The organism is Halomonas nitroreducens (assembly GCF_003966155.1).
Classification (GTDB): Bacteria; Pseudomonadota; Gammaproteobacteria; order Pseudomonadales; family Halomonadaceae; genus Halomonas; species Halomonas nitroreducens.
Window position 1 is genome coordinate 105,056 of the sequence record NZ_RXNS01000007.1, and the last position, 25,338, is coordinate 130,393.

Here is a 25,338-nt window from a genome sequence, read left to right on the forward strand (position 1 = left end):
AAAGGAACCATCGCGATGCTCACGCTCCTCCGCAATATCCGCATCAGCCAGGCCGTCAATGGCGTCCTGCTCTGTTTCCTGGTCTTCCTGGGGGTGGTGGCGAGCCTGGGCTGGATGGCCAGCCGTTCGGCCAGCGACACCCTGGTGACCCTGGACCGGGTGAATGTCGCCCAGCTCAACGAGATCAACCGAGCCGACTCCCTGCTGACCGGGGCGCTGGTCGACCTGCAGGCGGCCTCCGGGCATTTCCTGATGGGGCGCACCAGCCAGGCCGACCAGAGCCTGACTGCCGCGCTGGACCAGATCGAGCGGGCCGAGGCGCGCTTCGACAGCTTCGCCGCCGTGCCGCCGAGTGGCGAGAGTGAGGCCATGGTCGAGGCCGTCGAGACGGCCTTCGCCGAGATGCTGGCCCTGGTGCGCGAGGGCCATGCGACCCTGGACAGGGTGGATACCCAGGGCTTCGCCCAGCTGCGCCAGCGCATGGCCGAGCCCAAGGCGGCCCTCGAGGCGGCGCTGACCGAGTTCGTCCGCTTCGCCGACGTCCAGGGTGACGCCATGATGGCCGACTACGCGGCGATGAAGGAGCGCTTCACCTGGGTCGGGCTCGGCATCCTGGTCCTGGCGACGGTCATGATGCTGCTGATCTACCTGGGGCTGCGCAGGATGCTGGTGCTGCCGCTGCGCGAGGCGGTGAGCGACCTCGAGCGTATCGCCGAGGCCGACCTCTCCGGGGAGATCCAGGTGCTCAGCCGCAACGAGATCGGCCAGCTGTTCGCCGCCATGCGCGACATGCAGCAGAGCCTGGTCGGCATCGTCGACGACGTGCGTCAGGGCAGCGGGGCCATCCACAGCCGTGCCCGGGACATCTCCGGCGGCAACGCCGACCTGTCGTCGCGCACCGAGCAGCAGGCCGCCTCCCTGGAGGAGACCGCTTCCAGCATGGAGCAGATTACCGCCACCGTGCGCCAGAACGCCGACAACGCTCGCCAGGCCAACGGCCTGGCCCAGGAGGCGACCCAGACCGCCGAGCGCGGGGGCGAGGTGGTCCAGCAGGTGGTGACGACCATGCACGGCATCGCCGGCAGCTCCCAGAAGGTTGCCGACATCACCGGGGTGATCGATTCCATCGCCTTCCAGACCAACATCCTCGCCCTCAACGCCTCGGTGGAGGCGGCTCGGGCCGGCGAGCAAGGGCGTGGCTTCGCGGTGGTGGCCGGTGAGGTACGCAACCTGGCCAGCCGGTCGGCCTCGGCGGCCAAGGAGATCAAGGCGTTGATCGAGGGCTCGGTAAGCCAGGTCCAGGAGGGCTCGGCACTGGTCGAGCAGGCCGGGGCGACCATGCAGGAGGTGGTGAACGCGGTGCGCCGGGTGACCGACATCATGGACGAGATCTCGGCGGCCTCCCAGGAGCAGAGCGACGGCATCGAGCAGGTCAGCCAGGCCGTCGGGCAGATGGACCAGGTGACCCAGCAGAATGCCGTGCTGGTCCAGCAGGCTTCCTCCGCGGCGGCGGAGCTCGAGGACCAGGCCACCCGGCTCGAGCGGGCCGTGGCGGTCTTCCATCTCGCCAATGCCGCCCCGGCGGCGCTGCCCGCCGAACCGGCTGCCGAGCCGAGCCGGCCGGCTCCTGCCCGGTCCCCGGTATCCCGGCCCCGACCGGCGGAGGCCACGGCCGCCGCCGAGGACGACTGGGAAGAATTCTGATGATACGCCGGCGACCCCGTCGCCGGCCGACCCCTTGCCACGACATGACAGAAGAGGATATCCGATGGCGGACAAGAACATGAGCATCCTGGTGGTGGATGACTTTCCCACCATGCGGCGGATCGTGCGCAGCCTGCTCAAGGAGCTCGGCTTCACCAACGTCGAGGAGGCCGAGGATGGCCAGGATGCGCTGAACAAGCTCAAGGGCGGCGGCTTCGAGTTCGTGGTCTCGGACTGGAACATGCCCAACCTCGACGGCCTGGAGATGCTCAAGCAGATTCGCGCCGACGACGGCCTCAAGGACCTGCCGGTGCTGATGGTCACGGCGGAAGCCAAGAAGGAAAACATCATCGCGGCGGCCCAGGCGGGGGCCAGCGGCTACGTGGTCAAGCCCTTCACCTCGGCGACCCTGGAAGAGAAGCTCAACAAGATCTTCGAGAAGCTGGGCATGTGACACCCTGTCGGGCGTCGTGCCCGGCGACAGGAGACGCGATGATGATCACCGAGACGCAGCCTGACGATCACCAGGCGAGTGGAGATGAGCTGGTCCAGCGCATCGGGCACCTGACCCGCATGCTGCGCGACAGCATGCGCGAGCTGGGGCTGGACAAGGAGATCGAGCGGGCGGCGGATGCGATTCCCGATGCCCGGGACCGCCTGAGCTATGTGGCGACCATGACCGAGCAGGCGGCGGAGCGCGCGCTGAACGCCATCGACCGCGCCCAGCCCCTGCAGGACGACCTGAACCAGCGAGCCGTGGCGCTGGATGCGCGCTGGGCGGAGTGGTTTGCCGAGCCCAAGGAGCTCGACGAGGCCCGGGAGCTGGTCCAGGACACCCGCAGCTACCTGGCCGAGGTGCCCGAGGCGACCCAGGCCACCAACAAGGAGCTGCTCGAGATCATGATGGCCCAGGACTTCCAGGACCTGACCGGCCAGGTGATCAAGAAGATGATGGACGTGATCCGGGAGATCGAGCACCAGCTGGTCCAGGTGCTGATCGACAGCGTGCCACAGGGCGAAGCCCGGGAGGACATGCAGCGTCGCGCCGACGGCCAGCGCGAGAACGACGCGCGGCGCCGCGAGGACGGCCTGCTCAACGGCCCGCAGGTGAAGCCCGAGGCCGACGACGTGGTGGCCGACCAGGACCAGGTTGACGATCTCCTGGATCAACTAGGGTTCTAGTCGGCCGCTATCTCCTTCCCCCACCCCCGACAGCGTCATGCGAGAAGGCCGAGACGCGTGGATAAGCCCACGAAAATCGGCCCTTTTCGCGTGAACGCTCCTTCCCTCCTCCCCGGATAATGGCCAGGGTGCGCACGAGTGCCCGGTAACTGGCCATGGCTGACGAAACCAGCGACGACGAAAAGACCGAAGAGGCGACGCCCCGACGCCTGGAGAAGGCCCGGGAAGAGGGGCAGGTGGCCCGTTCCCGGGAGCTTGCCACCTTCCTGCTGCTGCTGGGTGGCGTGGGCGGGCTCGCCACCATGGGCGGCATGCTCTACGACCAGCTCGGCGCGGTGATGGAGCAGGCCTTCCTGTTCGAGCGCCGCCAGGCCATGGAGACGACCCCGATGCTGGTCCAGGCCCTGGCACTGGGGCGCAAGACGCTGATCAGCCTGCTGCCGCTGTTCCTGCTGCTGACCGTGATCGCCCTGGTGGCGCCGGCCCTGCTGGGCGGCTGGCTGATCTCGGCCAAGTCGCTCAAGCCGCAGCTGGGCAAGCTCAATCCCTTCAAGGGGCTCAAGCGGCTGTTCGGCACCCAGGCCCTGGTGGAGCTGGCCAAGGCCATCGCCAAGGCGGTGCTGGTGGGCAGCGTGGGGATGGCCTACCTCTACCTGCATCGCGGCGACTTCATGGCGCTGATGAGCCAGCCCATCCAGCAGGCCCTGGCCAAGGCCATGGGGATGGCCGCCGAGGCCAGCGGCCTGATGGTGCTGACCCTGCTGGTGGTGATCCTGATCGACGTGCCCTACCAGCTCTGGAGCCATGCCAAGAAGATGCGCATGTCCAAGGACGAGGTGAAGCGTGAGCACAAGGAGTCCGAGGGCGACCCCCAGGTCAAGGGGCGTATCCGCCAGCAGCAGCAGGCCATGGCCCGGGGGCGCATGATGAGCCAGGTGCCCGACGCCGACGTGATCATCACCAACCCGACCCACTACGCCGTGGCGCTGCGCTACGACCAGGCCGGCATGGCCGCCCCCCGGCTGGTGGCCAAGGGCGCCGACGCCGTGGCGGCGCGGATCCGCGAGGTCGCCGACGAGGCGGGAGTGCCGCGGCTGGAGGCGCCACCGCTGGCGCGCTCGCTGTACCACCACGTGGACCTGGAGGCCGAGATCCCCGCCGACCTCTACACCGCAGTGGCGGAGGTGCTGGCCTGGGCCTTCGGCCTGAAACGGGTCGCCGAGGCGGGCGGCGAGGCCCCGCCGACCCCCGAGAACCTGCCGATCCCGGCGGCCATGGCGGCCCCGGGCGATGATGCCGACACTGACGAGGCCCGCGCATGAAGGCCCTGAGCCACTACCTGCCGCGACGCAACTGGATGGCCGACGTGCCCATGAAGGTGCTGGCCGGGCCGCTGTTGATCATCATGATCCTGTCGATGATGATCCTGCCGCTGCCACCCTTCGCCCTGGACCTGCTGTTCACCTTCAACATCGCCCTTGCGGTGATGGTGTTGCTGGTGAGCATGTTCACCCAGAAGCCCCTGGACTTCGCCGCCTTCCCGGCGGTGCTGCTGTTCACGACCCTGCTGCGGCTGTCGCTGAACGTGGCCTCCACGCGGGTGGTGCTGATGGAGGGGCACCAGGGCGGCGACGCCGCCGGCAAGGTCATCGAGGCGTTCGGCCAGTTCCTGGTAGGCGGCAACTTCGCCGTGGGCCTGGTGGTCTTCATGATCCTGGTGATCATCAACTTCATGGTCATCACCAAGGGCGCCGGGCGCATCGCCGAGGTGGGGGCGCGCTTCATGCTCGATGCCATGCCGGGCAAGCAGATGGCCATCGACGCCGACCTCAACGCCGGCCTGATCGGCGAGGACGAGGCCCGGACGCGCCGCGCCGACGTCTCCCAGGAGGCCGACTTCTACGGCTCCATGGACGGTGCAAGCAAGTTCGTGCGCGGCGATGCCATGGCCGGGCTGGTGATCATGGTGGTCAACATCATCGGTGGCCTGCTGATCGGCATGCTGCAGCACGACATGAGCTTCGGCAGTGCCGCCCGTACCTATGTGCTGCTGACCATCGGCGACGGCCTGGTGGCGCAGATCCCCGCCCTGGTGATCTCCACCGCCGCCGGCGTCACCGTGTCCCGGGTCACCACGGACCAGGACGTCGGCCAGCAGATGATCAGCCAGCTGTTCGTCAATCCCCAGGTGATGGTGCTGGCGGCCGGCGTCATGGGCCTGCTGGGCCTGGTGCCGGGCATGCCCAACCTGGTGTTCCTGATCTTCACCGCCCTGCTCGGTGGACTGGCCTGGTGGCTGATGCGCCAGAAGGAGCGCCAGCTGGTCGAGGAGGAGACCCGCGCCGCGCCACCGCCGGCGCCGGAGGCCCCCGAGGCCAGCTGGGAGGATGTCCAGCTGGTCGACACCCTGGGCCTGGAGGTCGGCCACCGGCTGATCCCCATGGTCGATGCCCAGCAGCAGGGCGAGCTGCTGGGTCGCATCAAGAGCGTGCGCAAGAAGTTCGCCCAGGAGGTCGGCTTCCTGCCGCCGGTGGTGCATATCCGCGACAACCTGGAACTCTCGCCCAACGCCTACACCCTGAGCCTCAAGGGCGCCGAGATCGGCCGTGCCGAGGCCTTCCCCGGTCGCTGGCTGGCCATCGACCCGGGCCAGGTCTCCGGCGAGCTCCAGGGCACCCCCACCCAGGACCCGGCCTTCGGCCTGCCCGCGGTGTGGATCGATACCCAGCAGCGCGAGCACGCCCAGGTCTACGGCTACACCGTGGTCGATGCCAGCACCGTGGTGGCCACCCATCTCAACCACCTGCTGCATCGCCATGCCGCCGAGATGCTCGGTCGCCAGGAGGTGCAGAAGCTGCTCGACAAGCTGGGCGAGGAGCAGAAGGGCCTGGTCGAGGAGGTGGTGCCCAAGGCCATCTCGCTGACCGTGCTGCAGCGCATCCTGCAGGCCCTGCTCGAGGAGGAGGTCTCGATCCGCGACCTGCGGACCATCCTCGATGCCCTGGCCGAGCATGCGCCCCAGCAGCAGGACCCCGGCGAGCTGACCGCCGCGGTGCGCCTGGCGCTCGGCCGCGCCATCACCCAGCAGTGGTTCGCCGGCCACGAGACCCTCAACGTCATCGGCCTGGATGCCCAGCTCGAGCAGGTGCTGTCCCAAGCCATGAACGGCAGCGGCGCCCTGGAGCCGGGGCTGGCGGACACGCTGATGCAGCAGGCCGAGCAGGCCGTGCAACGCCACGAGGCCAGCGGCGAGCCGCCGGTGCTGGTGGTGCAGCATGCCCTGCGGCCGGTGCTGGCGCGCTTCCTGCGCCGGCGCCTGCGCCACCTGGTGGTGATGTCCCAGGCCGAGATTCCCGACGACCGGACCCTGAGGGTCACCACCCTGATCGGAGGACAGTGAGTCGATGAGCGTCATGCGATTCGTGGGCGAGACCAGCCGCGAGGCGATGCGCCAGGTGCGTGCGGCCCTGGGCGACGAGGCCCTGATCCTGGCCAACCGCAACACCGAGGCGGGCGTGGAGATCCTGGCCATGGCCGATGGCGCCGTCGAGGCCATGGCGACGGCGTCCGCCCCCGAGGCGCCTGCCGAGCCCCCGGCGGGCGTGCCAAGGGCCGACCCGGCGCCCCTCGCGTCCGGCGACCAAGCGAGCGACTGGCAGGCCATGAGCGAGCGATTGCTGAGCGAGATGCAGGACATGCGCGCGCTGCTGTCCCGTGAGCCGGCTCGCCCGTCGTCGCCGCCGACACCCGTGCTCGACCGCCTCCTCGGCGAGGCCGGCTTCGGCCAGTCGCTGGCCGAGGAGCTGCGCCAGGAGCGGCCCACCGAAATGGCCGGTGAGGTCGACGAGGCCCCGCTCCTGGCCTGGCTCGAGCGCCGCCTGGCCGCCCGCCTGCCGGTGCTGGAGGATGAGGCCGGGTTCTTCGCGACCCCCGGCATCCTGGCCCTGGTCGGTCCCACCGGCGTGGGCAAGACCACCACCACCGCCAAGCTGGCGGCGCGCTTCGTCCAGCGCCACGGCGCCGAGCGGGTCGCCCTGGTCACCACCGACGGCTTCCGGGTTGGCGCCCATGAGCAGCTGCGCATCTATGCCGAGCTGCTGGGGATTCCCCTGCATGCCCTGGCACCGGAGCAGTCCCTCGACGAGCTGCTGGGCCAGCTCGCGGGCCGCCGTTTCGTGATCATCGACACCGTGGGCACCAGCCAGCGTGACCAGCGGGTCATCGCCCAGGCCGCACAGCTGCAGGGCGGCACCGTGCCGGTGCGTATGTTGCTGGTGCTCAATGCCGCGAGCCAGCCGGGCACCCTGCACGAGGTGATCACTCGCTATCGCCAGGCAGCCCGGGCCACCGGCGTCGCCCTCGATGAGTGCCTGCTCACCAAGCAGGACGAGGCCGGCCAGCTGGCCCCTGCCCTGGAGGCGGTGATCCGTCATGGCCTGCGACTGATGTTCGTCTCCACCGGCCAGCAGGTCCCCGAGGACCTGGCGGCGGCCTCCGCCCGCGACCTGGCGTGCCGGGCCCTGGCGGCTCGCCTGCCCCGGGCCGACGGCGTTGCACCGGCGGCCCCCGCCATGCCGGCGACCTCGTCCTGGGCCGGCGACCTGCTGGGGCAGGGACGCCGGCTGGGACGTGGGCTCGAGGCGCTGCGTCGGCGACTGTCCGGCTTTGCCACCCTGGAGGCGGCGTGGGACCTGGCGGCGTTGCCGGTCGCCCTGCAGGAAGAGGAGCTCGCCTGCTTGCTGGCCGAGCCACCGGAAGCCCTCGCGCGGGTGGCCATGCTGTGGGCGCCGCGTCGCGTACTACCCGGGGCGGACTGGGCCATGCCCGACCTGGGGCTGGACGCGGGAGGCGGCTGGCTGGTGCTGCCCGATCTCCAGCAGCGCCAGCCCGCTGGCTGGCCGGCACGCCTGGCTCAGGCCGGCGAGGCCCGGGGCGCCGGCGTCCATCTGCTGCCCGCGATGCCGGATGCCGACGCCTGGACATGGCTGGACGCGGCCGGGGCGCCCTGGGTCAGCCAGGTCCGGCCCGGCCAGCGGGTGACGCACGAGGGCCAACGGCGCTCGCTGTCGGCGCTGGTCGACCTCGCCGATCCGGTGGGCGAACAGGCCTGCCGTTTCCGCGGCCAGGCGGTGCGGGCGCGTTTCGCCCGCCTGGCCGTCGCCGCCGCGCCGGCGGGCCGACGGGGCGAGGCCGGCAGCGCACGGCTGACGGCCTGGTGCGCCACCCTGCATGACCCGGAGACCGGACGGTCCCTGGGCCGGCGCTACTGGGTGACCCCGGTCGCCGCGGAGGAGGACGCCCTGCCGCTGCTGTGCGTCCAGCTACAGGGCGAGGCGTTGCCGCGCCTGGTGCGTCGTGCCTGGGAGCGCCTGGCCGAGCTGCTGCCCGGCGAGACCGATCGCGAGATCCGCCAGCTGCTGGCGGCGGGGCTCGCCGCCGCGGCCAGCCATCTGGACCTGGCCGAGGGGGACGAGGCCGCCGAGCTGCGCCAGGACCTGCTCGCGCTGCGCGGAGCCCGCCGCGGTCGCCGTGAGGGCCTCCTGCTGGAGGCCCTGCTGTACCTGTTCGTGGCCCGGGATGCCCTTCGCCAGGTGGGGGCGGCGGGCCTGGAGGGCGTGCGGTGAGTGCCGCGGACCAGGCAGCCGGGCTGCGTCGCTGGGCGGAGCAGGCGAAGGGGCCTGCGCCGGCGACCCCGCAGGCCGCGCCCGCCACCCTGACCACCCTGGTGGTGGTGGGTCTGCCCGGGACCTCGCCGCGCCAGGCCCGGCGGGTGACGGACCTGCTGGCGCACTGGGCGGACCAGGGGCGCCGCTGGGTGGGCGATCCGGCGGCCTGGAAGGTGGTGCCCCTGGATGTTGCCAGTCCTCACCTGGCGCTGCTCGCCGACCAGCAGCAGCGCTGGGCGCTGTGGGTCGAGGGCGATGCCGAGGCCTTCCGCCGGGCCTTCGGCGTGCTGCGCCGGCTGGCGGCGGCCCGGGGACCGCGGCGCCTGCTCGCCGTGCATCCGCCGGGCCTGGCCCGGCGCGGCCTGCTGGACAACCTCCAGCAGGCGGCCAGGGCCTATCTGGATATCGAGCTGCTGGTGATGGCCCCATGAGCCGGCACTGGGCGGCTCTGCTGCTCCTGGCGGCCGGGCTCGGCGAGCCGGCCCTGGCCGCCGGCAGCTGGGTGGCCGACGCGCCCGCCGTGCGGGTCGCCATGGTCGGACGCGAGGCGGCGAGCGAGGTGCTCGCCCCGCCGGCCGGCATGACGGCGGAGCGGCGGATCGCCGAGGTGCGCTGGCGCTTCCGGGTGCCGCCCGGGGAGCGGGTGGGGGCCCGGCTCTGCCATCCCCGGGGCTGCGTCCGGCTGGCGGGCGGGCGCGGCACGAGCCAGGCGCTGGCGGGAATGGCGGCCGGAGAGGCATTGCGCTTTCACTTCGAGCGGCTACCGGGCCAAGGCCCGGTGACCGTGAAGGGGCTGCAGGTGATCGTGAACTATCGGTGAGGCCCGATGAGCCGCGAGGCATGAAGCATGTACACAGCACAAGGCAAGATCGAACAAGGCGAGCGGCTGGCGGAGTATCTGCCACTGGTGCGTCGCCAGGCGCTGGCCCTGCAGGTCCGGCTGCCGGCCAGCATCGAGCTGGATGACCTGATCCAGGCGGGTACCGTGGGGCTGCTCGAGGCCCTGGGGCGCTTCGATGCCACCCAGGGGGCCAGCTTCGCGACCTTCGCCAGCCAGCGCATCCGCGGCGCCATGCTGGACGAGCTGCGCAGCCGCGACTGGCTGCCGCGCAGCGTGCGGCGCAATGCCCGCGCCGCTGACGAGGCCGCGCGGCGCCTGGAGCAGGAACTGGGCCGGCCGGCGGAGGAGCCGGAGATTGCCGCGGCCCTGGACATGGATATCGCCACCTACCGCCGCCTGCTCAGCGACACCAACAGCGGGCAGCTGCTGCCCTTCGAGGAGCTGATGGCCGAGGGGGGCGAGGGGCGCCTGCTGGAGGATGCCCCGGCCGAGACGCCGTTCTCGCGGCTGGTCGACGAGGAGCAGCGCGGCCGGCTGGTGGCCGCCATCGAGGCACTGCCCGAACGCGAGAAGCTGCTGATGGCGCTCTACTACCAGGAGGAACTCAACCTCAAGGAGATCGGCGCCGTGCTGGGCGTCACCGAGTCACGGGTCTGCCAGCTGCACAGCCAGGCGGTCAGCCGGCTGCGCGCCCGCCTGGCGTCTGCCTGAGCGATGTCAGAGGCGGCTCATCAGGGCATCGGTCCGGTCCAGGGCCTCCAGATAGCAGGCCTGGAGCCGGTCGGTCGGGGGCGTCTGCGACGATGCCGTCGCGAGGGCCCGTTCATGCTCCTCGCTGAGCGCCAGCAGGGCGCCCAGATGCCCTTCCCGCCGGGTGAGGGCTCTGCGCAGCGCGTCCTCCAGGGGCAGCTCGGCGAGCAGGCTCGCCTGGTCCAGGTCGAGCAGGGCGCCCATCATCGAGAACAGCCCGGTGGTGAAGGCATCCTCGGGGTCGATGTTGCGAAACGGTGCGGCCAGGGCCTGGCACATGAAGGCCCGGGTCAGGGCCAGGCGCAGCATAAGCCGCGACGAGGGCATCTCGTTGGCCAGCGACAGAGTCATCACCAGCTTGCGCAGCTCGTTCAGGCCGATCACCTGCATGGCCCGCTTGAGCTCGGAGTGCTGGGCGCCGTGGGCGAAGTGGCTGGAGTTGGCGCGCCGCAGGATCGCCACATGCAGCTGGGGCATCTGCAGGATCAGCTCGAAAAGCCGCTGCAGGTCGGCATCCTCCCGATAGAGCTCGTTGATCAGCCGCAACAGCGCGGCTCGGTTGCCGTGACGCACCGAGGGGCGCGAGGCGAGGAAGCGCGGGTCGGACAGGTAGTGGCCATTGACGTAGTCGACCCCCTGGGCCCGGGCATGCTCGAGCTGCTCCTGGGTCTGGATGTCCTCGACCAGCAGCCGCTTGCCCCGGGCCTGCCAGACGGCCACCGCCTGCGCGTCGACCAGGGCCTTGGCCGGCAGCCGGACGATGTCGGCGAACCCCGTCAGGTCGCAGTCGCTGGCGGGGGCGGCGATGCGGTAGCCCCGCTCGCGAAGGTTCTCCAGGGCATCGACCAGCTCCGGGGTGGGGACGAGGCCCGCCGCCAGGCCGATGACCAGCCGGTCGGCCGGTGTGGGCAGCAGGTCCTGGCGGACCAGCCATTCGGCGGGCAGGTCGATGAACAGGGGGCGCGCCCCGAGCCGCTGTCCCTCGTCCAGTTCATAGACGGCGGCGCTCAGCGCCTGTGCCGTGCGGCTGACGGGGTCGTCGCCCGCCGTCGGCGGGCGAGAATACACGAGCCGGTCCGCGACATGCCGGTAGGCGGTGTCGTGGATGGGCTGCAGCGCGATGGCGAGACGCTCGGTGGTGTCGTGGCCGGGCATGGTGATGGCTCCCTGCGAGGTGTGGCCGGCTCAGTGGAGCGCTCGTGCGGTCCCCGGCCGGCCTTGTGGGGCAAGCCTAGCATTCCGCCATATGGCTGTCCGCTGATATGACGGGGCGTTCGCCGACCTTCAAGTTTGCCGGGAGCCTGCCGATAGAGGCTCCCATGAGTCCAGTTACACCATCATCCGGGAGCCGGGAATGAACCCATCGACCCTGATCGGGATACTCGCGAGCATCGTGCTGCTGGCCAGCGTGCTGCTGTTCACCGCCGAGTCGCCACAGAGCTTCGTCAACCTGCCGGGGCTGGCCATCGTTCTCGCCGGCACCCTGGCTGCCACCTTCATCAGCTATCCCCTCAAGGAGGTAGTGCGGGTGGTACGCCTGGTGGGCCTGGTCTTCCGCCGCGAAAACACCTACACCCGCGACGACATCAAGGAACTGGTCGATATGTCGCGGCTGTGGTTCAAGGGGGACGTGCGTGCCGTGGAAGCGGCCCTGGAACAGACCCGCAATCCTTTCCTGCGCACCGGGATCCAGTTGGTCATCGCCAACACCAAGGAGGACGAGATCTTCGACCTGCTGCGCTGGCGCATTGCCCGCCTCAAGGCCCGCGAGCATGCCGAGGCGCAGATCTTCCGCACCATGGCCACCTATGCGCCGGCCTTCGGCATGATCGGCACCCTGGTGGGACTGGTGAACATGCTGGAGGTGATGGAGGCCGGCGACCTGAACGTGATCGGCCCGCGCATGGCGGTGGCCCTGCTGACCACCTTCTACGGCATCCTGCTGGCCAACCTGGTGTTCAAGCCCATCGCCGTGAAGCTCGAGCGGCGCACCGAGGAGCGGCTGATTGCCATGAACATGGTGCTCGAGGGCATCTCGCTGATCACCAAGCGTCGCCTGCCGTCCTTTATCGAGGAGACCCTGAACTCCTTCGTCGCCAACTACCATGACGAGATCCGCGACCCCGACATGCCGCCACCCCGGGACGCGGATGAGGCCGGCCAGCATGCTTGACCGGGATACCCGGCAGGCGCTGGTGCCCCTCGGCCAGGCGGAGGGTGACGGCGAGGGCTGGCTGATGAGCTACCTGGACGTGCTGACCCTGCTCATCACCCTCTTCGTGCTGTTGCTGTCCATGGCCAGCTACGGCCTGCCGGCGGACGGGGCGGACGCCGCTCGCCAGATCTCGCCGTCGGCCAGGCAGGCCGCCCTGCGGCTGGTCGAGGGGCTGCAGCCGCGTCACCAGGGGCTCCAGCCGCGCTTCCAGGGGTTGCAGATCGAGGGTGTCAGCGTCGAAGCGAACGACAGCGGGGTGACCCTGCGCATCGAGGACCGCCTGCTGTTCTCCAGCGGTCGTGCCAACCTGACCGGCGATGGACGCCAGGTACTGGGGCGACTGGCAGAGCGGCTCGGCGACTTCACGGGGCATATCTCCGTGGAGGGCCATACTGACAGCCTGCCCATCGCCACCTCGCGCTTCCCGTCGAACTGGGAGCTGTCCACGGGGCGGGCCAGCGCCGTGGTCCGCTATCTCGCCGAGGCCGGCGTGCCCCGCGGGCGGCTGCGGGCCATCGGCTATGCCGACACCCAGCCGCTGGCCGGCAATGACAGCCCCGAGGGTCGGGCCGCCAACCGGCGGGTCGAGCTGTTGTTACGACAAGGTCCCGACCAGGGATGAACCCGGAGATGGCGGAGGCCATCCGTAGCCCAGGAGCGTCACGATGCCTTGTGCACACCATGCCGGACACTGTGGGCGCTGTGACGCGCCGCTGCCGTTCGACTTCACCATGGCCTTCCAGCCCATCGTCGACGTGGCCCTGGCTCGCACCACCACCTTCGAGGCACTGGTGCGCGGTCCCGGCGGGGAGTCGGCCGGCAGCATCCTGGCCCGGGTCACCGACGACCTGCTCTATCGCTTCGACCAGGCCTGCCGGGTCAGGGCCATCGAGCTGGCAAGCGAGCTCGGGATGCGCGAGAACCTGTCGATCAACTTCCTGCCCAATGCCGTCTACGAGCCCGAGGCCTGCATCCAGGCGACCCTGGCGGTATCCCGCCGGGTCGGCTGGCCCGTCGAGCGCATCGTCTTCGAGATCACCGAGACCGAGCGCGTGCAGGACCGTCATCACCTGCGCGGCATCATCGAGGCCTATCGCGACATGGGCTTCACCACCGCCCTGGACGACTTCGGCAACGGCTATGCCAACCTGGACCTGCTGACCGACCTGCATCCCGACCGTCTCAAGGTCGACCGCGAGCTGATCATGGGCTGCCACGACGACCAGCGTCGCCAGGCGCTGCTGCGGGCGGTCAAGGGGCTGGTCGATGAGCTGGGCATCCTGCTGATCGCCGAGGGAGTGGAGACTCGCGACGAGGCCCTGTGGCTGGCGAGGCTGGGCATCACCCGCCAGCAGGGCTATTTCCATGCTCGTCCCCTGGTGGAGTCCCTGGGCGCGGACCTCGGGCCCCACCTGGCCGCGCTGCGCAGTGCCCTGTGAGCGACCGGCGCTCGCGGCCACAGCGCAGCGGCCCTCAACCGCACGGGGTCAGCCCAGTACGGTGAGGCTCGCCGGCGCCAGGGGCGGGCGGTCCCGGTGCTCGCTCAGCGGCCGGCCCGCAAGACTGGTGAGCAGGATCTGCAGCGGGTCGCCGTGGCTGACCAGCAGGATGGTCTCGCCCCGGCAGCGGGCCTCGAGGGCGTCGATCACCGCGCGCATGCGCACCGCGACCCGTTCGACACTCTCCACGCCATGCAGCCGATGGGCGGGGTCCCGCGCATCCCGGGCCCAGACCTCGCCGTAGCGCGTATCGGGCTGGCCCTCCAGGCCCCCGAAGTGGCGCTCCCGCAGGCGCGGCTCGGCCTGGGGATGGAGCCCGAAATGGCTCGCCACGCGCTCGGCGGTGTCCCGGGTGCGCAGGAAATCCGAGTGCAGCAGGCGGGTCGGGGCAGGGGCCGGCCACTCGGCCAGCAGGGCCGCGAGCTGGTCCTCTCCCCGGGGGGACAGCCCGAAGCTCGCCAGCCCCCTTTTCGGCGTGCTGATGATGATGCCCCGGGCGTTGGCCTCGCTGTGGCCATGGCGCATCAGCAGGTAGCGGTTGCCCCGCCGTGTGGGCGCGTTGACAGCGTCGTTAGTCATCGGCTTGTCTTCTTTCCCGAAGTGGTCGACAGTTTTTCCATGCGGCATGTCCGCCCCCGTCGCATCCGGGGGACGCTCATCGGCCGCCTTGCAGCATGATGGAACGCAACAACAACATAAAGAGAGGCACGCCATGATGACCCGACTCACCGGAAGCGCCCCCCGCGGGGCACTGGCCGCGCTTGCGCTGCTGCCCCTGTCCCTGCTGTTCGCCGTCCAGGTGCAGGCGCAGGACGACTGCGAGCGGGGCCAGCTCGCCGATATCTACTGCGACGAGAATGGCGACCTGGTCGCCGACCGGCCGGCCGACGAGTCGCAGTGGGCCGATCCGGATACCCTGATCTTCGCCTACACCCCGGTGGAAGACCCGGCGATCTATTCCGATATCTGGGCGCCCTTCATCGAGCACCTCGAGGAGGTGACCGGTCGCGACGTGCGCTTCTTCGCCGTGCAGTCGAACTCGGCCCAGGTCGAGGCCATGCGCAGCGGCCGCCTGCATATCGCCGGCTTCTCCACCGGTCCGACGCCCTTCGCCGTCAACCTGGCCGGTGCCGTGCCCTTCGCCCTGATGGGCGCCGACGATGGCCGCTTCGGCTATACCCTGCAGCTCTATACCCATGTGGACTCGGGTATCGACGACATCGAGGACCTCGAGGGCAAGCGCGTGGCGCATACCTCGCCGACCTCCAACTCCGGCAACCAGGCGCCGCGGGCGCTGTTCCCGGAGCTTGGCATCGTGCCCGGCGAGGACTACGAGGTGGTCTACTCCGGCAGCCACGACCAGTCGATGCTGGGGGTGGTGGCTCAGGACTACGACGCGGCCCCGGTGGCCTCGGAAGTGGTCGAGCGCATGGCGGCCCGGGGCCTCTACGACCCCGATGACGTCAAGCTGCTCTACGAGTCCGACAGCTTCCCGACCACCTCCTACACCTACGCCCACAACCTGCATCCCGACCTGGTCGACAAGATCGAGGAAGCCTTCTTCTCCTTCGAGTTCGCCGGCACCGAGCTGGGGGAAGAGTTCGAGGGCGTCGAGAAGTTCATCCCCATCAACTACCAGGACCAGTGGAAGGTCATCCGCACCATCCAGAAGGCCAACGGGGTCGAATACACCCCCGAGAACCTCTAGTCGCGGCACTTCGCGTGTCGCCGTGCCGCGGTGGCCGCCCGCGTGGCGGCTGTCTCGGCGTTCCTTTCGCCGCCTGGATGCGCTCATGCTCGAGATCGCCAACCTGATCAAGCGATACGGCCAGGACGAGCCCGTGCTCAAGGGGCTCGACCTGGTCGTGGAGGACAACAGCGTGGTGGCCATCGTCGGGGCCTCGGGGGCCGGCAAGAGCACCATGTTGCGTTGCATCAACCGCCTGGTGGAGCCGAGTTCGGGCTCGATCCGCCTCAACGGCACCGAGCTGGTCGCGCTGCGGGGCGCGGCGTTGCGACGGGCGCGGCGCAAGATCGGCATGGTCTTCCAGGGCTTCAACCTGATCGACCGACTGACCGTGATGGAGAACGTCCTGGCCGGTCGGCTCGGCTACGTCAGCCTCTTCCAGGCGGTCACGCGGCGCTTTCCCGCCGAGGATATCGACCGCGCCTTCGCCCTGATGGAGCGTGTCGGCATCGCCCACTATGCCAACAAGCGGGCCGATGAACTCTCGGGCGGCGAGCGCCAGCGGGTCGGCGTGGTGCGGGCGCTGATGCAGGAGCCGGAGGTGCTGCTCGCCGACGAGCCCACCGCCTCGCTGGACCCGCGCACCTCGGAGCAGATCATGATGCTGCTGCAGAGCCTGGCCAGCGAGCTGTCGCTGCCGGTGCTGATCAATATCCACAACGTGGCCCAGGCCAAGGCCTACACCGAGCGCATCGTCGGCCTGCGCCACGGCACGATGATCTTCGACGGGGTGCCCGCCGAGTTCGACAAGGCGGCCCTGGAGGCCATCTACGGGGGCATCGAGGCCCCTGACGACGAGCTCACCGCCGCGCCGGCCGGCATCGCCTCGGGGGAGGAGTCATGACGCGCCCCGAGCGCGCCGCGCGAACCTGGCGCAAGCCGCCGTTCATCGCCAACCCCCTGCTGCGCTACGGCCTGCTGATGGGGCTCGTGGCCTATCTGGTCTGGGCCTTCGGCAGCCTGCCCTTCAACTGGGAGCGCATCGGCGAGGGCCTGCCCCGTGCCGGGCGCATCTTCGGCGGCGGCTTCCCGCCCAGCTTCGAGCGCTACGACCTGCTGCTCACCGGTTTCAAGGAGAGCCTGCAGATCGCCGTGCTGGCGACCCTGCTCGGCGTCATGCTGTCGGTACCCTTCGCGGTGATGGCGGCGCGCAATATCTCGCCGATGCCGGTGTACCTGCTGGGGCGCGCGGTGATCATCGTCTCGCGCAGCTTCCATCCGGTGATCGTGGCCATCCTGTTCGTCGCGGCGGTGGGCTTCGGGCCGCTGGCGGGGGTGCTGACCCTGACCCTCTACTCCATCGGCTTCGTCGGCAAGCTGCTCGCCGAGGAGATCGAGGAGATCGACTGGGGCCAGGTGGAGGCCATCCGCGCCGCCGGGGGCGGCTTCCTGGTGACCCTGGTGTATGCCGTCTTCCCGCAGGTGCTGCCCCGCCAGGTGGGGTTGTCGATGTACCAGCTCGACAGCAACCTGCGGGCCTCGGCGGTGGTCGGCATCGTCGGCGCCGGTGGCATCGGCGGGACCCTGATGAATGCCTTCGGGCGCTATGACTACGCCTTTGCCTTCGCGATCCTGCTGGTGATCATCGCGGTGATCCTGGTCAGCGAGGGCGTCAGTGGCTGGGTGAGGAAGCGGATATGGTAGAGCAGGACGAGGCCCTGGCGGCGCGGGTCTGGCGCCGCTACGACCGCCGCGAACGCCTGATCCGCTATGGCGTGCTGCTGGCGACGCTGATGGTGGTGGTCTGGGCGGTGCAGGATATCGACATCTTCTGGCCCTGGGTGTGGGATGCGCCCAACCAGATCAGCTCCCTGGGCGGGCGGATGTGGCCGCCCGACCCCAGCCGCCTCGGCGAGATCCTCTCGGCGATGCTGGAGACGGTGCATATTGCCACCCTGGCGACCATGCTGACGGTGCTGGTGGCCCTGCCGGTCGCCTACATCGCCGCCCAGAACACCACACCCAACCGGGCCTGCCTGTGGCTCGGTCGCTTCATCCTGGTCGCGAGCCGTTCGGTGAACACCATCATCTGGGCCTTGCTGTTCGTGGCCATCTTCGGCCCCGGCGTACTGGCGGGAATCCTGGCCATCATGTGCCGCTCCATCGGCTTCATCGGCAAGCTGATGGGCGAGGCGATCGAGGAGATCGACCGCCGGCCGGTGGAGGCCATGCAGGCCACCGGTGCTTCCAAGCTCAAGGTGATCGCCTATGCCGTGGTGCCCCAGGTGATGCCGGCCTTCTTCGCCATCGTCATCCTGCGCTGGGACATCAATATCCGCGAGTCCACGGTGCTGGGCCTGGTGGGCGCCGGCGGTATCGGCGTCATCCTGCAGGGGGCGATCGACACCTTCGCCTGGCCGACCGTGGCCACCATCCTGATCGCCATCATCACCCTGGTGCTGATCGGCGAGGCGATCACTGGCATGTTGCGCGGCAAGGTGCTCTGATAGGGCGAGCCGCGCCTTTCCCGGCGCGACGCGAGGGCGGGCTTGGCGCTCCAAGGGGGCGCGGCCTACGCTGTCCCGGAAGCCGGGCCGGGAGGACCGCCCGTGCCCACTCGTGAAACCATCAGGATGATGATGCGTTGACCATGTCGACCGATGCGCAGGATGCCTTCCAGCGACTGGCGGACAGCCTGTCGCAAGCGGGACAGCGCGACTTCTTTCCCCATCTGGCCAAGCAACTGGCGGAACTGCTGGCCGCGGATCACGTTATCGTGGCCCGGGTGCTGCCGGATGGCCGGCGGGCCACCACTCTCGCGGCCTGGTCGCGGGGCGGCTGGATGCCGGATTTCGAGTACGATCTGGCTGGCACGCCCTGCGAGGGCACGCTGCATCACCTGCCGTGCCAGTTCCCCACGGGGGTCTGCCAGCGCTTTCCCGACGACCGCGAGCTCCAGGCACTGGGCGCGGAGGCCTACCTCGGCGTGCCGATGTTCGCCCCGAACCGGGTGCTGCTGGGCCTGGTGGCCGCCCTCTACGACCGCCCCCAGGCGAATACCGGGCTGACCCTCGAGATCCTGCGCATCGCCGCTTCCCGGGCCGGCGCCGAACTGGCCAGACAGGAGGCCGCGCGGGCACTGTCGCGCACCACTCGCGAACTCACCTCTACCAGCCGTCGCCTGTCGGGCACCCATCGCGCCCTGACCCTGCTGCGCCTGGTCAACCGGGCGGTGATCCGCGCCGAGCAGGAGTCGTCGCTGCTCGAGGAGATCTGTCGACTGGCCTGCCGCGAGGGAGGCTATCGGCTGGCCTGGGTGGGCTATGCCCTCCACGACGAGCAGTGCCGGGTCGTGCCCCAGGCCTTCGCCGGCCACGAGGAGGGCTACCTCGACGAGGTATGGTTCAGCTGGGACGCGGCCTCGCCGGACGGCCAGGCGCCGCCCGGACGCTGCATCCGCAGTGGCGAGCCGGTGGTCCTCGCTGACCTCCAGATGGACCCCGCCTATGCCAAATGGGGCGCGCAGACCCGCCGGCGGGGCTACCGTGGCGAGATCGCCCTGCCACTGCGCGACGGGGCCGAGACCTTCGGTGCCCTGATGCTGCTCAAGGCCTCGGTGGGAGCGGTGGGCGACGAGGAACGGGGCCTGCTTGCGGAGCTGGCCGACAACCTGTCCTTTGGTCTCCAGGCCCTGCGGGTCCGCCTCGAACAGGAGCGGACCCAGAGGGTGGTGCTGGATATCGCCGAGGCACTGACCGCACGCAGCGACCAGGACTTCTTCGTTCAGCTGACGCGCCGCATGGTCGATGCCCTGGGGGCCGATGCCGGTTTCATTTCCCGGCTCGAGGAGGGGCAGCCCCAGGCCGCCGTGACCCTGGCCGGCCTGGTCGACGGCGAGCCGGTACCGGCCTTTCGCTACGACCTGGCCGGCAAGCCCTGCGAGCTGGCCTGCAAACGCCAGGAAGTGGTCATCGAGGATGGCCTCGGCGAGACCTTTCCGGGCCTCGCCCTGGTGGATGCGCTCGGGGCCCGGGCCTATGTGGGCCGGCGCCTGGATGATGCCGGCGGATGGCCGCTGGGCACGGCGTTTTTGCTCTATCGCCACCCCCTGGTCGACTCGGCGATGGTCAGCCACCTGCTGCGCATCTTCGCCGCCGGGGCCGCCGCCGAGCTGGAGCGCAACCGCTCCGAGGCTCACATCCGCCATCTCGCCTATTACGACAGCGGCACCGGGCTGCCCAATCGCGCCTGCTTCATGGAGCGCCTGGACCAGGCCATCGCCCGGACCCCGCGGGAGGGGGGGAGCCTGGCGCTGCTGTTCCTGGACCTCAATCGCTTCAAGGAGATCAATGACAGCCAGGGGCATGACGTCGGCGACCGGGTCCTGGTCGAGGTGGCACGGCGCTTCCGGGACTGCCTGGTGGAGGGCGCCAGCCTGGCCAGGCTGGGCGGGGACGAATTCGTGGTGATGATCGAGGACAGCGATCACGCGCGTACCCTGGCGATGGTCGAGGCCCTCACGCAGGCCCTGTCGACGCCGGTGGCGATCGACGAGCAGCGCTTCGCCCTGGAAGTGAGCATCGGTGTGGCCTTCTATCCCGAGCATGCTGATGGCCCCCGGGAGCTGCTCAAGCACACCGATATCGCCATGTATCGCGCCAAGCAGGGCGGCGTCGGCTATCGCTTCTTCGATGCCGAGATGGGCCGGGCCATGGCCCGGCGGCTGAGCCTGGCCAGCCGCCTGGCGGCGGCCCTGGACGCCGGGGGCCTGTCGCTGCACTACCAGCCCAGCGTCGACCTGGCGAGCGGTGAACTGCTCGGCGCCGAGGTGCTGTGCCGCTGGCACGACCCGGTGCTGGGCTGGGTCAGCCCGGCGGAGTTCATTCCCGTCGCCGAGGAGCGCGGCATGATCGCCCGCCTGGGGCAGTGGGTCCTGGCGACGGCCTGTGCCCAGCTGGCCGCGTGGCGGCGCGCCGGCGGCCGTCCCTTTCCGGGCCGGTTGAACATCAACGTGGCCGCCCAGCAGCTGGAGGACGAGCGCCTCGCCGAGCGCCTCGGCGACATCGTCCGCACGGCGGGACTGACGCCCGCCGTCATCGGCCTCGAGCTGACCGAGAGCGGCTTCATGGCCGACCCGGAGCAGGCGGTGGCGATCACCCGCGCGCTGCGCTGCGACGGCTTCGCCCTGTCGATCGATGATTTCGGCACCGGCTACTCGTCGCTGGCCTACCTCAAGCGCTTCGCCGTGGATACGGTGAAGATCGACATGTCCTTCGTGCGTGACATGCTGCGCGACGACAACGACCATGCCATCGTCACCACCATCATCGCCATGGCCGAGAGCCTCGGCCTTGGCACCGTGGCCGAGGGCGTGGAATCCCGGGCCCAGGCCGAGGCCCTGCTGGCACTGGGCTGCCGCCGGGGCCAGGGCTTCCTGTTCGACCGCGCGCTGCCCGCCGACGCCTTCGCTCGCCGCTGGCTCGCCATCGCGCCGGCCTGAGCCACCTCAGCCGGCGGCGGCCCGGCACAGGCGGTGCATGCGGTCAAGCGCCGCGCGGGCCCCCTCGAGGCGGAAGACCAGGAACCAGTAGTCCTGCTCGGCGCGGTGGATGCGCAGGCGCAGGACCTCCCCGCTGCGCATGTCCGCCAGCGCGGCCGCGGTGTCGGGCAGCGTGAAGCGCACATAGAAGCCGCTGTTGCCACGCTCGGTGATGAAGGCGGCCTGGCCGGCATGCACGCGGCCTTCGTCGACCAGCAGGTCCGCCGGCACCCGGTTCACCGTGGCACTCTCGGCCTGGACCTCGCCGAGCTCCACGCGCATCTCCAGCCACGGCCGGTCGCAGGCCCCGGGGCTGGCATTGACGCTGAACACGGTGTCGCTGTAGCTGTGCTGCTCCACGGCGCGGGCGTGACGCTCCTCGCCCAGCGTCAGGCGCAGCGAGTGCCAGGCCTCGTGACGCTCGACGGCATCGATGTTGTAGCGGCCGGCCTGGGCTGGGATGGCGACGGCCAGGGCCAGCAGGCCCGGCAGCAGGCGGCGGAGGACAGTCGGTAACATGGTGGTTCCCGGGATGGCTGGAGCCGGGAGGCTAGCATACCGTGGTGGGGGCCCGGGACCCTCAGCGAGAGTCGTCGCTGCCATCATGCTGCGCCATGCCGGCGTGGTTGGGGGCGCCGGCGCCGTGGGACACCTCGCCCCGGCCGAGCCGCCCCAGCAGGTCCAGGTCGATGTCCGCGTAGGCGAGGGTCCGGCCGCCGTGCTCGCGACGAAACGCCTCGGCGTCGTCGCGGTCGGCGAAGGAGGCCAGGGTATGCCCCATGGAGCCGCGGCGGTCATGGCCGACCACGTACCAGGCCTCGTCGGCGCGGATGAAGGCCTCGTCCGCCGGCGTTCCCCAGGTCGTCACGCCGATATCGTGCACATAGGCATGGGAGAGCCGGCTGGCGGTTTCCGGCTGCGCGAGAAACACGAACAGTTCCAGGGTGGAGCAGAACTTGCGCGGCGCGTCCGCGCCGTCCAGGAAGGCCTGGCCCTTGGGCCCGGGATGCTCAGTGATCAGCATCCCGCAGACGTGACAGCTGTCGCCGGCCGTGATGGGCTGGGGTGCGGCTTGGGCGGCGGTCGTCGACGCGTCGGTGCAGCCGGCGAGGGACAGCACGAGTAACAGCACGGGAAGCAGGCGGCGGATGGCGGTGTCCTCGGGGTCAGGCCTGGCGGCGATGGAAGCGCAGCACGGCCAGGCCCAGCGGCACCAGGATCCAGGCCACCAGGATGGTGGTTACCACGGCAGGCCGGAAGGCGCCGCCCTGGGCGATGCCCGCGAGGCCGGTGTACTCGCGGGCGGCCTCGATCCCGGTCAGGTTGATCAGTCGGAAGCACTCGGTGGGATTGAGCAGCAGCAGCCAGGGCAGCCAGTCGCCGCCCTGTTTCACGCTCACCAGCAACGCCAGCAGCCCCAGGTCGAAGACCAGCACGAACAGGAACCAGACGCCCAGTGCCAGGCCCGCCGCGCGGGCCTTCTCGGTGGCGCCGGCACTGATCAGGTAGGCGAAGGCGATGAACACCCACCCCAGCAGCACGCTGCTGCCGATCAGCAGGCCCATGCCCGAGGCCAGCTCGGCCAGCGCCACCCCCTCGGCCCCCAGCGCGATCACCGCCCCGGCGACGCTGAAGCCGAGCACCGTGGCCGCGGCGAGGATCAGGCCGTGGCCCAGGAACTTGCCTAGCAGCAGCTGGGTGCGGCTCAGCGGGTAGGTGAGCAGCAGCAGCAGGGTGCCGGCTTCCTGCTCGCCGACCACGGCATCGTAGGCCAGCAGCAGGGCGATCAGCGGAATCAGGAACACCGCCAGGGTCGCCAGGCTGACCAGGGTGGTGGCGAGGGAGGCGAAGCCCAGGCCGCCACTGGCGGCGGCGCCGAACCAGGCGATGCCCACGGCCAGCGCGGCCAGCATCAGGGCAATGGCCAGCACCCAGCGATTGCGCAGGCCGTCACGGAACTCCTTGCCGGCCAGCGTCAGGATGGCGTTCATGGGGCATCTCCTGGTCGTTCCCGGGCGCCAAGCCGGGAGAAATGGGCGTAGAGCGTCTCCAGGCTGGGCGGTTGCAGTTCGATATCCTCCACCCCGGGGGTGGCGGTCAGCCGCCTGAGCACCGCGAGCTTGGTCTCGGGGGGCACCGACAGGGAGACCTCGTGGCCGTTGAGGGGCGAGGCGACGATCCGCGCATCGTCCCAGTGGGCCTGCCAGTCCTGGTCCGCCAGTCGGCCCCGGGCGCGAATGGTCAGCGGCAGGGCCGCCTCGTCGCGCAGCGCTTCCAGGCTGCCCAGGGCCAGACGCTGACCGCCACCGAGGATCAGGGCGCGGTCGATATAGGGTTCCACGCCGGGCAGCACATGGGACGACAGCAGCACGGTGCAGCCCCGTTCGCTCAGCTCGCGGACCGTGTCATAGAAGTCGCGGGTGGCGGCGGGGTCGAGGCCGGTGGTGGGCTCGTCGAGCAGCAGCAGGCGGGGAGCGCCGAGCAGCGCCTGGGCCAGGCCGAGACGCTGGCGCATGCCCTTGGAGTAGGTCTTCACCCGGCGTTCGGCGGCCTGTGCGAGGCCCACCCGTTCGAGCAGCTCGTTCACCTGGCCTGCCGCGACCCGCTTGAGCCGCGCGAAGAAGCGCAGCACTTCGCGCCCGCTGAGCTGCTCGTAGAAGCTGACATTCTCGGGCAGGTAGCCCAGGTGGCGGCGCAGAGCCTCGGCGTGGCGGCCATCGGGACGGCCGCCGAGCACCTCGAGATGTCCCCCGCTCGGGGTGAGCAGCCCGAGAATCAGCTTCATGGTGGTGGTCTTGCCGGCGCCGTTGTGGCCGAGCAGGGCCAGCACCTCGCCTTCCTCCACCCGGAGGTCGAGGCCGTCGAGGCGGGTCAGGCCGGCCTGGCGCAGGCTCACGTCGCGAAGTTCGATAAGCGCAGTCATGCGTCGGTCTCCGGAGAGAGGGGGGAGGCCATCAGCGGCGCGCTGTCCTTGACCCCCTGGGGGCGGAATACCGGGAACTGGCGCTGCACCCAGCGCAGCGCCAGTACCGCGGGGCTGTGCATCAGCAGCCGGGCCACGGGATATCGCCACAGCAGGCGGTCCATGGCGTCGTTGGGCTCGTAGGGCGTGTCGCCGATGCCGTCGCCGGCCAGGTCCCAGCCCAGGTAGTCGCTCCAGTAGTTACCGTGCCCCTGCTCCGACCACTCCTGGTCGCGGGTGGCCACGTACATGACCTGCTGGCGGTTGGCGACAAAGGCATTGCCCACCACCGTGTTGTCCTCCGAGCCCGCGGTGAGGTGGATCCCGATATCGCTGTCGGCGAAGCGGTTGCCCTCGAAGCGGTTGAACTGGGCGTTGTAGACGAACAGCGCCTTGCCCTCGCCCCCCTGGACCAGCAGGGTGCCGTCCTCGCCCCGGGGCTGGCGGATGCCGCTGACCCGGTTGTCGCGCAGCAGACTGTCGGTGATGTTGTTCATCAGGATGCCGTAGTTGCGGTCGCCGTCGGAGCGGTTGCCGATGACCGTCAGCCGCTTGGACTGCATCAGCGCATAGCCGGTGCGGGTATGGCGGGTCAGGTTGCCCTCCAGGCGGTTGTCGTGGGCGTACATGTAGTGGACGCCGTAGCGCAGGTCCTCCATGCGATTATCGCGCAGCAGGCTGTCCCGGCTGGTATCGATATAGATGCCGTCGCGGACGCCGCGGATGTCGTTGCCTTCCACCCGTGCGTCCGCGACATTGAAAAGGTGGATGCCGTTGCCGCGGTCCTGCGAGCGCAGCCCGGCATCGCCGCGGATGCGGTTGTCGATCACCTCGACGTCGTGCACCGCATCGAGGCGGATGCCGAAGCCGGCTCCCCTCAGGCGGTTGTCCTGGATGCGGCTCCCCGTGGCCGCCTCGCGGACCAGGATGCCGGTATCCATGGCCGTCAGGTCGCGGCCCCAGTGCTCGATGGTGAGCCCGGAGAGCACGATCCTCGGGGCGGCCAGGGTCACCGCATCGCCCTCGCCTCCGCCATCGATGACCGCCTCGCCCTGGCCCTCGAGCGACAGGGTACGGTCGATCACCAGCGGGCCGGGGTAGCGGCCCTCAGGCAGTTGCAGGGTGTCGCCCTCGGCGGCACGCTCGACCAGCGGCTGCAGGGGCTCGCCGGGACTCGCCGTCCAGGTGGTCGCCAGGACCGTCGGCGTGCCGCCCAGCAGGCCGGCCGCCGTCAGCACCAGGGCCACGGCGGCTCGGGGAAAACGTCGTGTCATTACGGCTCCCGTGACGCGG

24 protein-coding genes are annotated in these 25,338 nt (G+C 70.2%); 17 read left to right on the forward strand and 7 right to left on the reverse strand.

The genetic code is table 11. The annotated features are described in order from the left end of the window. Positions 1-15 precede the first annotated feature (15 nt). The 9 genes from EKG36_RS08955 to EKG36_RS08995 all read left to right on the forward strand — a co-directional run bounded on the left by EKG36_RS08955 (position 16) and on the right by EKG36_RS08995 (position 10,104). Complete coding sequence (locus tag EKG36_RS08955) at positions 16-1,704, forward strand: methyl-accepting chemotaxis protein (RefSeq protein ID WP_126483218.1); 1,689 nt, start codon at positions 16-18, stop codon at positions 1,702-1,704. A 64-nt stretch (positions 1,705-1,768) separates the two neighbouring features. Then, a complete protein-coding gene (gene cheY / locus EKG36_RS08960) occupies positions 1,769-2,158 on the forward strand; it encodes a chemotaxis response regulator CheY (protein ID WP_126483220.1) in 390 nt (129 codons plus the stop codon). Between the two features lie 41 nt (positions 2,159-2,199). Next, a complete protein-coding gene (gene cheZ, locus EKG36_RS08965) occupies positions 2,200-2,886 on the forward strand; it encodes a protein phosphatase CheZ (RefSeq protein WP_425459583.1) in 687 nt (228 codons plus the stop codon). Positions 2,887-3,041: 155 nt separating this feature from the next. Continuing rightward, the gene (gene flhB / locus EKG36_RS08970; RefSeq protein ID WP_126483224.1) at positions 3,042-4,208 is read left to right on the forward strand and encodes a flagellar biosynthesis protein FlhB; all 1,167 of its coding nucleotides are present in this window, start codon (positions 3,042-3,044) and stop codon (positions 4,206-4,208) included. Continuing rightward, positions 4,205-6,286 carry a flagellar biosynthesis protein FlhA gene (gene flhA / locus EKG36_RS08975; protein WP_126483226.1) on the forward strand — a complete coding sequence of 694 codons (2,082 nt, stop codon included), beginning with the start codon at positions 4,205-4,207 and terminating at the stop codon, positions 6,284-6,286. Before flhB ends, flhA begins: the two co-directional genes overlap by 4 nt. Positions 6,287-6,290: 4 nt before the next feature. Further along, a complete protein-coding gene (gene flhF / locus EKG36_RS08980) occupies positions 6,291-8,510 on the forward strand; it encodes a flagellar biosynthesis GTPase FlhF (RefSeq protein ID WP_126483228.1) in 2,220 nt (739 codons plus the stop codon). Further along, positions 8,507-8,983, forward strand: a complete 477-nt coding sequence (locus EKG36_RS08985) for a hypothetical protein (protein ID WP_126483230.1) — start codon at positions 8,507-8,509, stop codon at positions 8,981-8,983. The genes flhF and EKG36_RS08985 overlap by 4 nt, the downstream gene beginning before the upstream one ends. Beyond that, complete coding sequence (locus EKG36_RS08990; protein WP_126483232.1) at positions 8,980-9,372, forward strand: flagellar protein FlhE; 393 nt, start codon at positions 8,980-8,982, stop codon at positions 9,370-9,372. The genes EKG36_RS08985 and EKG36_RS08990 overlap by 4 nt, the downstream gene beginning before the upstream one ends. 27 nt (positions 9,373-9,399) lie before the next feature. Then, complete coding sequence (locus EKG36_RS08995; protein ID WP_126483234.1) at positions 9,400-10,104, forward strand: RNA polymerase sigma factor FliA; 705 nt, start codon at positions 9,400-9,402, stop codon at positions 10,102-10,104. A 6-nt stretch (positions 10,105-10,110) separates the two neighbouring features. On the opposite strand, the gene EKG36_RS09000 is transcribed toward EKG36_RS08995, so the two are convergent. Next, the gene (locus EKG36_RS09000; RefSeq protein WP_126483236.1) at positions 10,111-11,298 is read right to left on the reverse strand and encodes an EAL and HDOD domain-containing protein; all 1,188 of its coding nucleotides are present in this window, start codon (positions 11,296-11,298) and stop codon (positions 10,111-10,113) included. A gap of 199 nt (positions 11,299-11,497) precedes the next feature. On the opposite strand from EKG36_RS09000, the gene EKG36_RS09005 reads away from it, so the two are divergent. From EKG36_RS09005 to EKG36_RS09015, 3 genes are read left to right on the forward strand one after another with little or no spacing between them, the layout of a single operon-like run. Then, entirely contained in the window at positions 11,498-12,316 is an 819-nt protein-coding gene (locus EKG36_RS09005; RefSeq protein ID WP_126483238.1) for a motility protein A, read from the forward strand. Continuing rightward, positions 12,309-12,980, forward strand: a complete 672-nt coding sequence (locus EKG36_RS09010; RefSeq protein WP_126483240.1) for an OmpA/MotB family protein — start codon at positions 12,309-12,311, stop codon at positions 12,978-12,980. Before EKG36_RS09005 ends, EKG36_RS09010 begins: the two co-directional genes overlap by 8 nt. Before the next feature lie 43 nt (positions 12,981-13,023). Further along, on the forward strand, positions 13,024-13,797 hold the full coding sequence (locus EKG36_RS09015) for an EAL domain-containing protein (protein WP_246007472.1): 774 nt from the start codon (positions 13,024-13,026) through the stop codon (positions 13,795-13,797). Positions 13,798-13,845: 48 nt separating this feature from the next. Here the strand turns inward: EKG36_RS09015 and EKG36_RS09020 are convergent, their stop codons facing one another. After that, the gene (locus EKG36_RS09020; protein WP_246007473.1) at positions 13,846-14,436 is read right to left on the reverse strand and encodes a histidine phosphatase family protein; all 591 of its coding nucleotides are present in this window, start codon (positions 14,434-14,436) and stop codon (positions 13,846-13,848) included. Positions 14,437-14,572: 136 nt separating this feature from the next. On the opposite strand from EKG36_RS09020, the gene phnD reads away from it, so the two are divergent. The 5 genes from phnD to EKG36_RS09045 all read left to right on the forward strand — a co-directional run bounded on the left by phnD (position 14,573) and on the right by EKG36_RS09045 (position 21,044). Beyond that, the gene (gene phnD, locus EKG36_RS09025; RefSeq protein WP_126483404.1) at positions 14,573-15,565 is read left to right on the forward strand and encodes a phosphate/phosphite/phosphonate ABC transporter substrate-binding protein; all 993 of its coding nucleotides are present in this window, start codon (positions 14,573-14,575) and stop codon (positions 15,563-15,565) included. Positions 15,566-15,650: 85 nt separating this feature from the next. After that, the gene (gene phnC, locus EKG36_RS09030) at positions 15,651-16,448 is read left to right on the forward strand and encodes a phosphonate ABC transporter ATP-binding protein (RefSeq protein ID WP_126483242.1); all 798 of its coding nucleotides are present in this window, start codon (positions 15,651-15,653) and stop codon (positions 16,446-16,448) included. Further along, positions 16,445-17,248, forward strand: a complete 804-nt coding sequence (gene phnE / locus EKG36_RS09035; RefSeq protein WP_126483244.1) for a phosphonate ABC transporter, permease protein PhnE — start codon at positions 16,445-16,447, stop codon at positions 17,246-17,248. Before phnC ends, phnE (EKG36_RS09035) begins: the two co-directional genes overlap by 4 nt. Beyond that, on the forward strand, positions 17,242-18,051 hold the full coding sequence (phnE, locus tag EKG36_RS09040; RefSeq protein ID WP_126483246.1) for a phosphonate ABC transporter, permease protein PhnE: 810 nt from the start codon (positions 17,242-17,244) through the stop codon (positions 18,049-18,051). Before phnE (EKG36_RS09035) ends, phnE (EKG36_RS09040) begins: the two co-directional genes overlap by 7 nt. 143 nt (positions 18,052-18,194) lie before the next feature. Next, positions 18,195-21,044 carry a bifunctional diguanylate cyclase/phosphodiesterase gene (locus EKG36_RS09045; RefSeq protein WP_126483248.1) on the forward strand — a complete coding sequence of 950 codons (2,850 nt, stop codon included), beginning with the start codon at positions 18,195-18,197 and terminating at the stop codon, positions 21,042-21,044. A gap of 6 nt (positions 21,045-21,050) precedes the next feature. Here EKG36_RS09045 and EKG36_RS09050 read toward each other — a convergent pair whose 3' ends face one another. The 5 genes from EKG36_RS09050 to EKG36_RS09070 form a co-directional block, all read right to left on the reverse strand. Beyond that, positions 21,051-21,602, reverse strand: a complete 552-nt coding sequence (locus tag EKG36_RS09050; RefSeq protein WP_246007474.1) for a hypothetical protein — start codon at positions 21,600-21,602, stop codon at positions 21,051-21,053. A 61-nt stretch (positions 21,603-21,663) separates the two neighbouring features. Next, positions 21,664-22,215: a nitrous oxide reductase accessory protein NosL gene (locus EKG36_RS09055; protein ID WP_342774438.1), complete on the reverse strand. Its 552-nt coding sequence runs from the start codon at positions 22,213-22,215 to the stop codon at positions 21,664-21,666. Positions 22,216-22,249: 34 nt separating this feature from the next. Continuing rightward, the gene (locus tag EKG36_RS09060) at positions 22,250-23,074 is read right to left on the reverse strand and encodes an ABC transporter permease (RefSeq protein ID WP_126483252.1); all 825 of its coding nucleotides are present in this window, start codon (positions 23,072-23,074) and stop codon (positions 22,250-22,252) included. Further along, a complete protein-coding gene (locus tag EKG36_RS09065; protein ID WP_126483254.1) occupies positions 23,071-24,006 on the reverse strand; it encodes an ABC transporter ATP-binding protein in 936 nt (311 codons plus the stop codon). The genes EKG36_RS09060 and EKG36_RS09065 overlap by 4 nt, the downstream gene beginning before the upstream one ends. Further along, positions 24,003-25,319, reverse strand: a complete 1,317-nt coding sequence (locus EKG36_RS09070; protein WP_126483256.1) for a nitrous oxide reductase family maturation protein NosD — start codon at positions 25,317-25,319, stop codon at positions 24,003-24,005. The genes EKG36_RS09065 and EKG36_RS09070 overlap by 4 nt, the downstream gene beginning before the upstream one ends. Positions 25,320-25,338 lie beyond the last annotated feature (19 nt).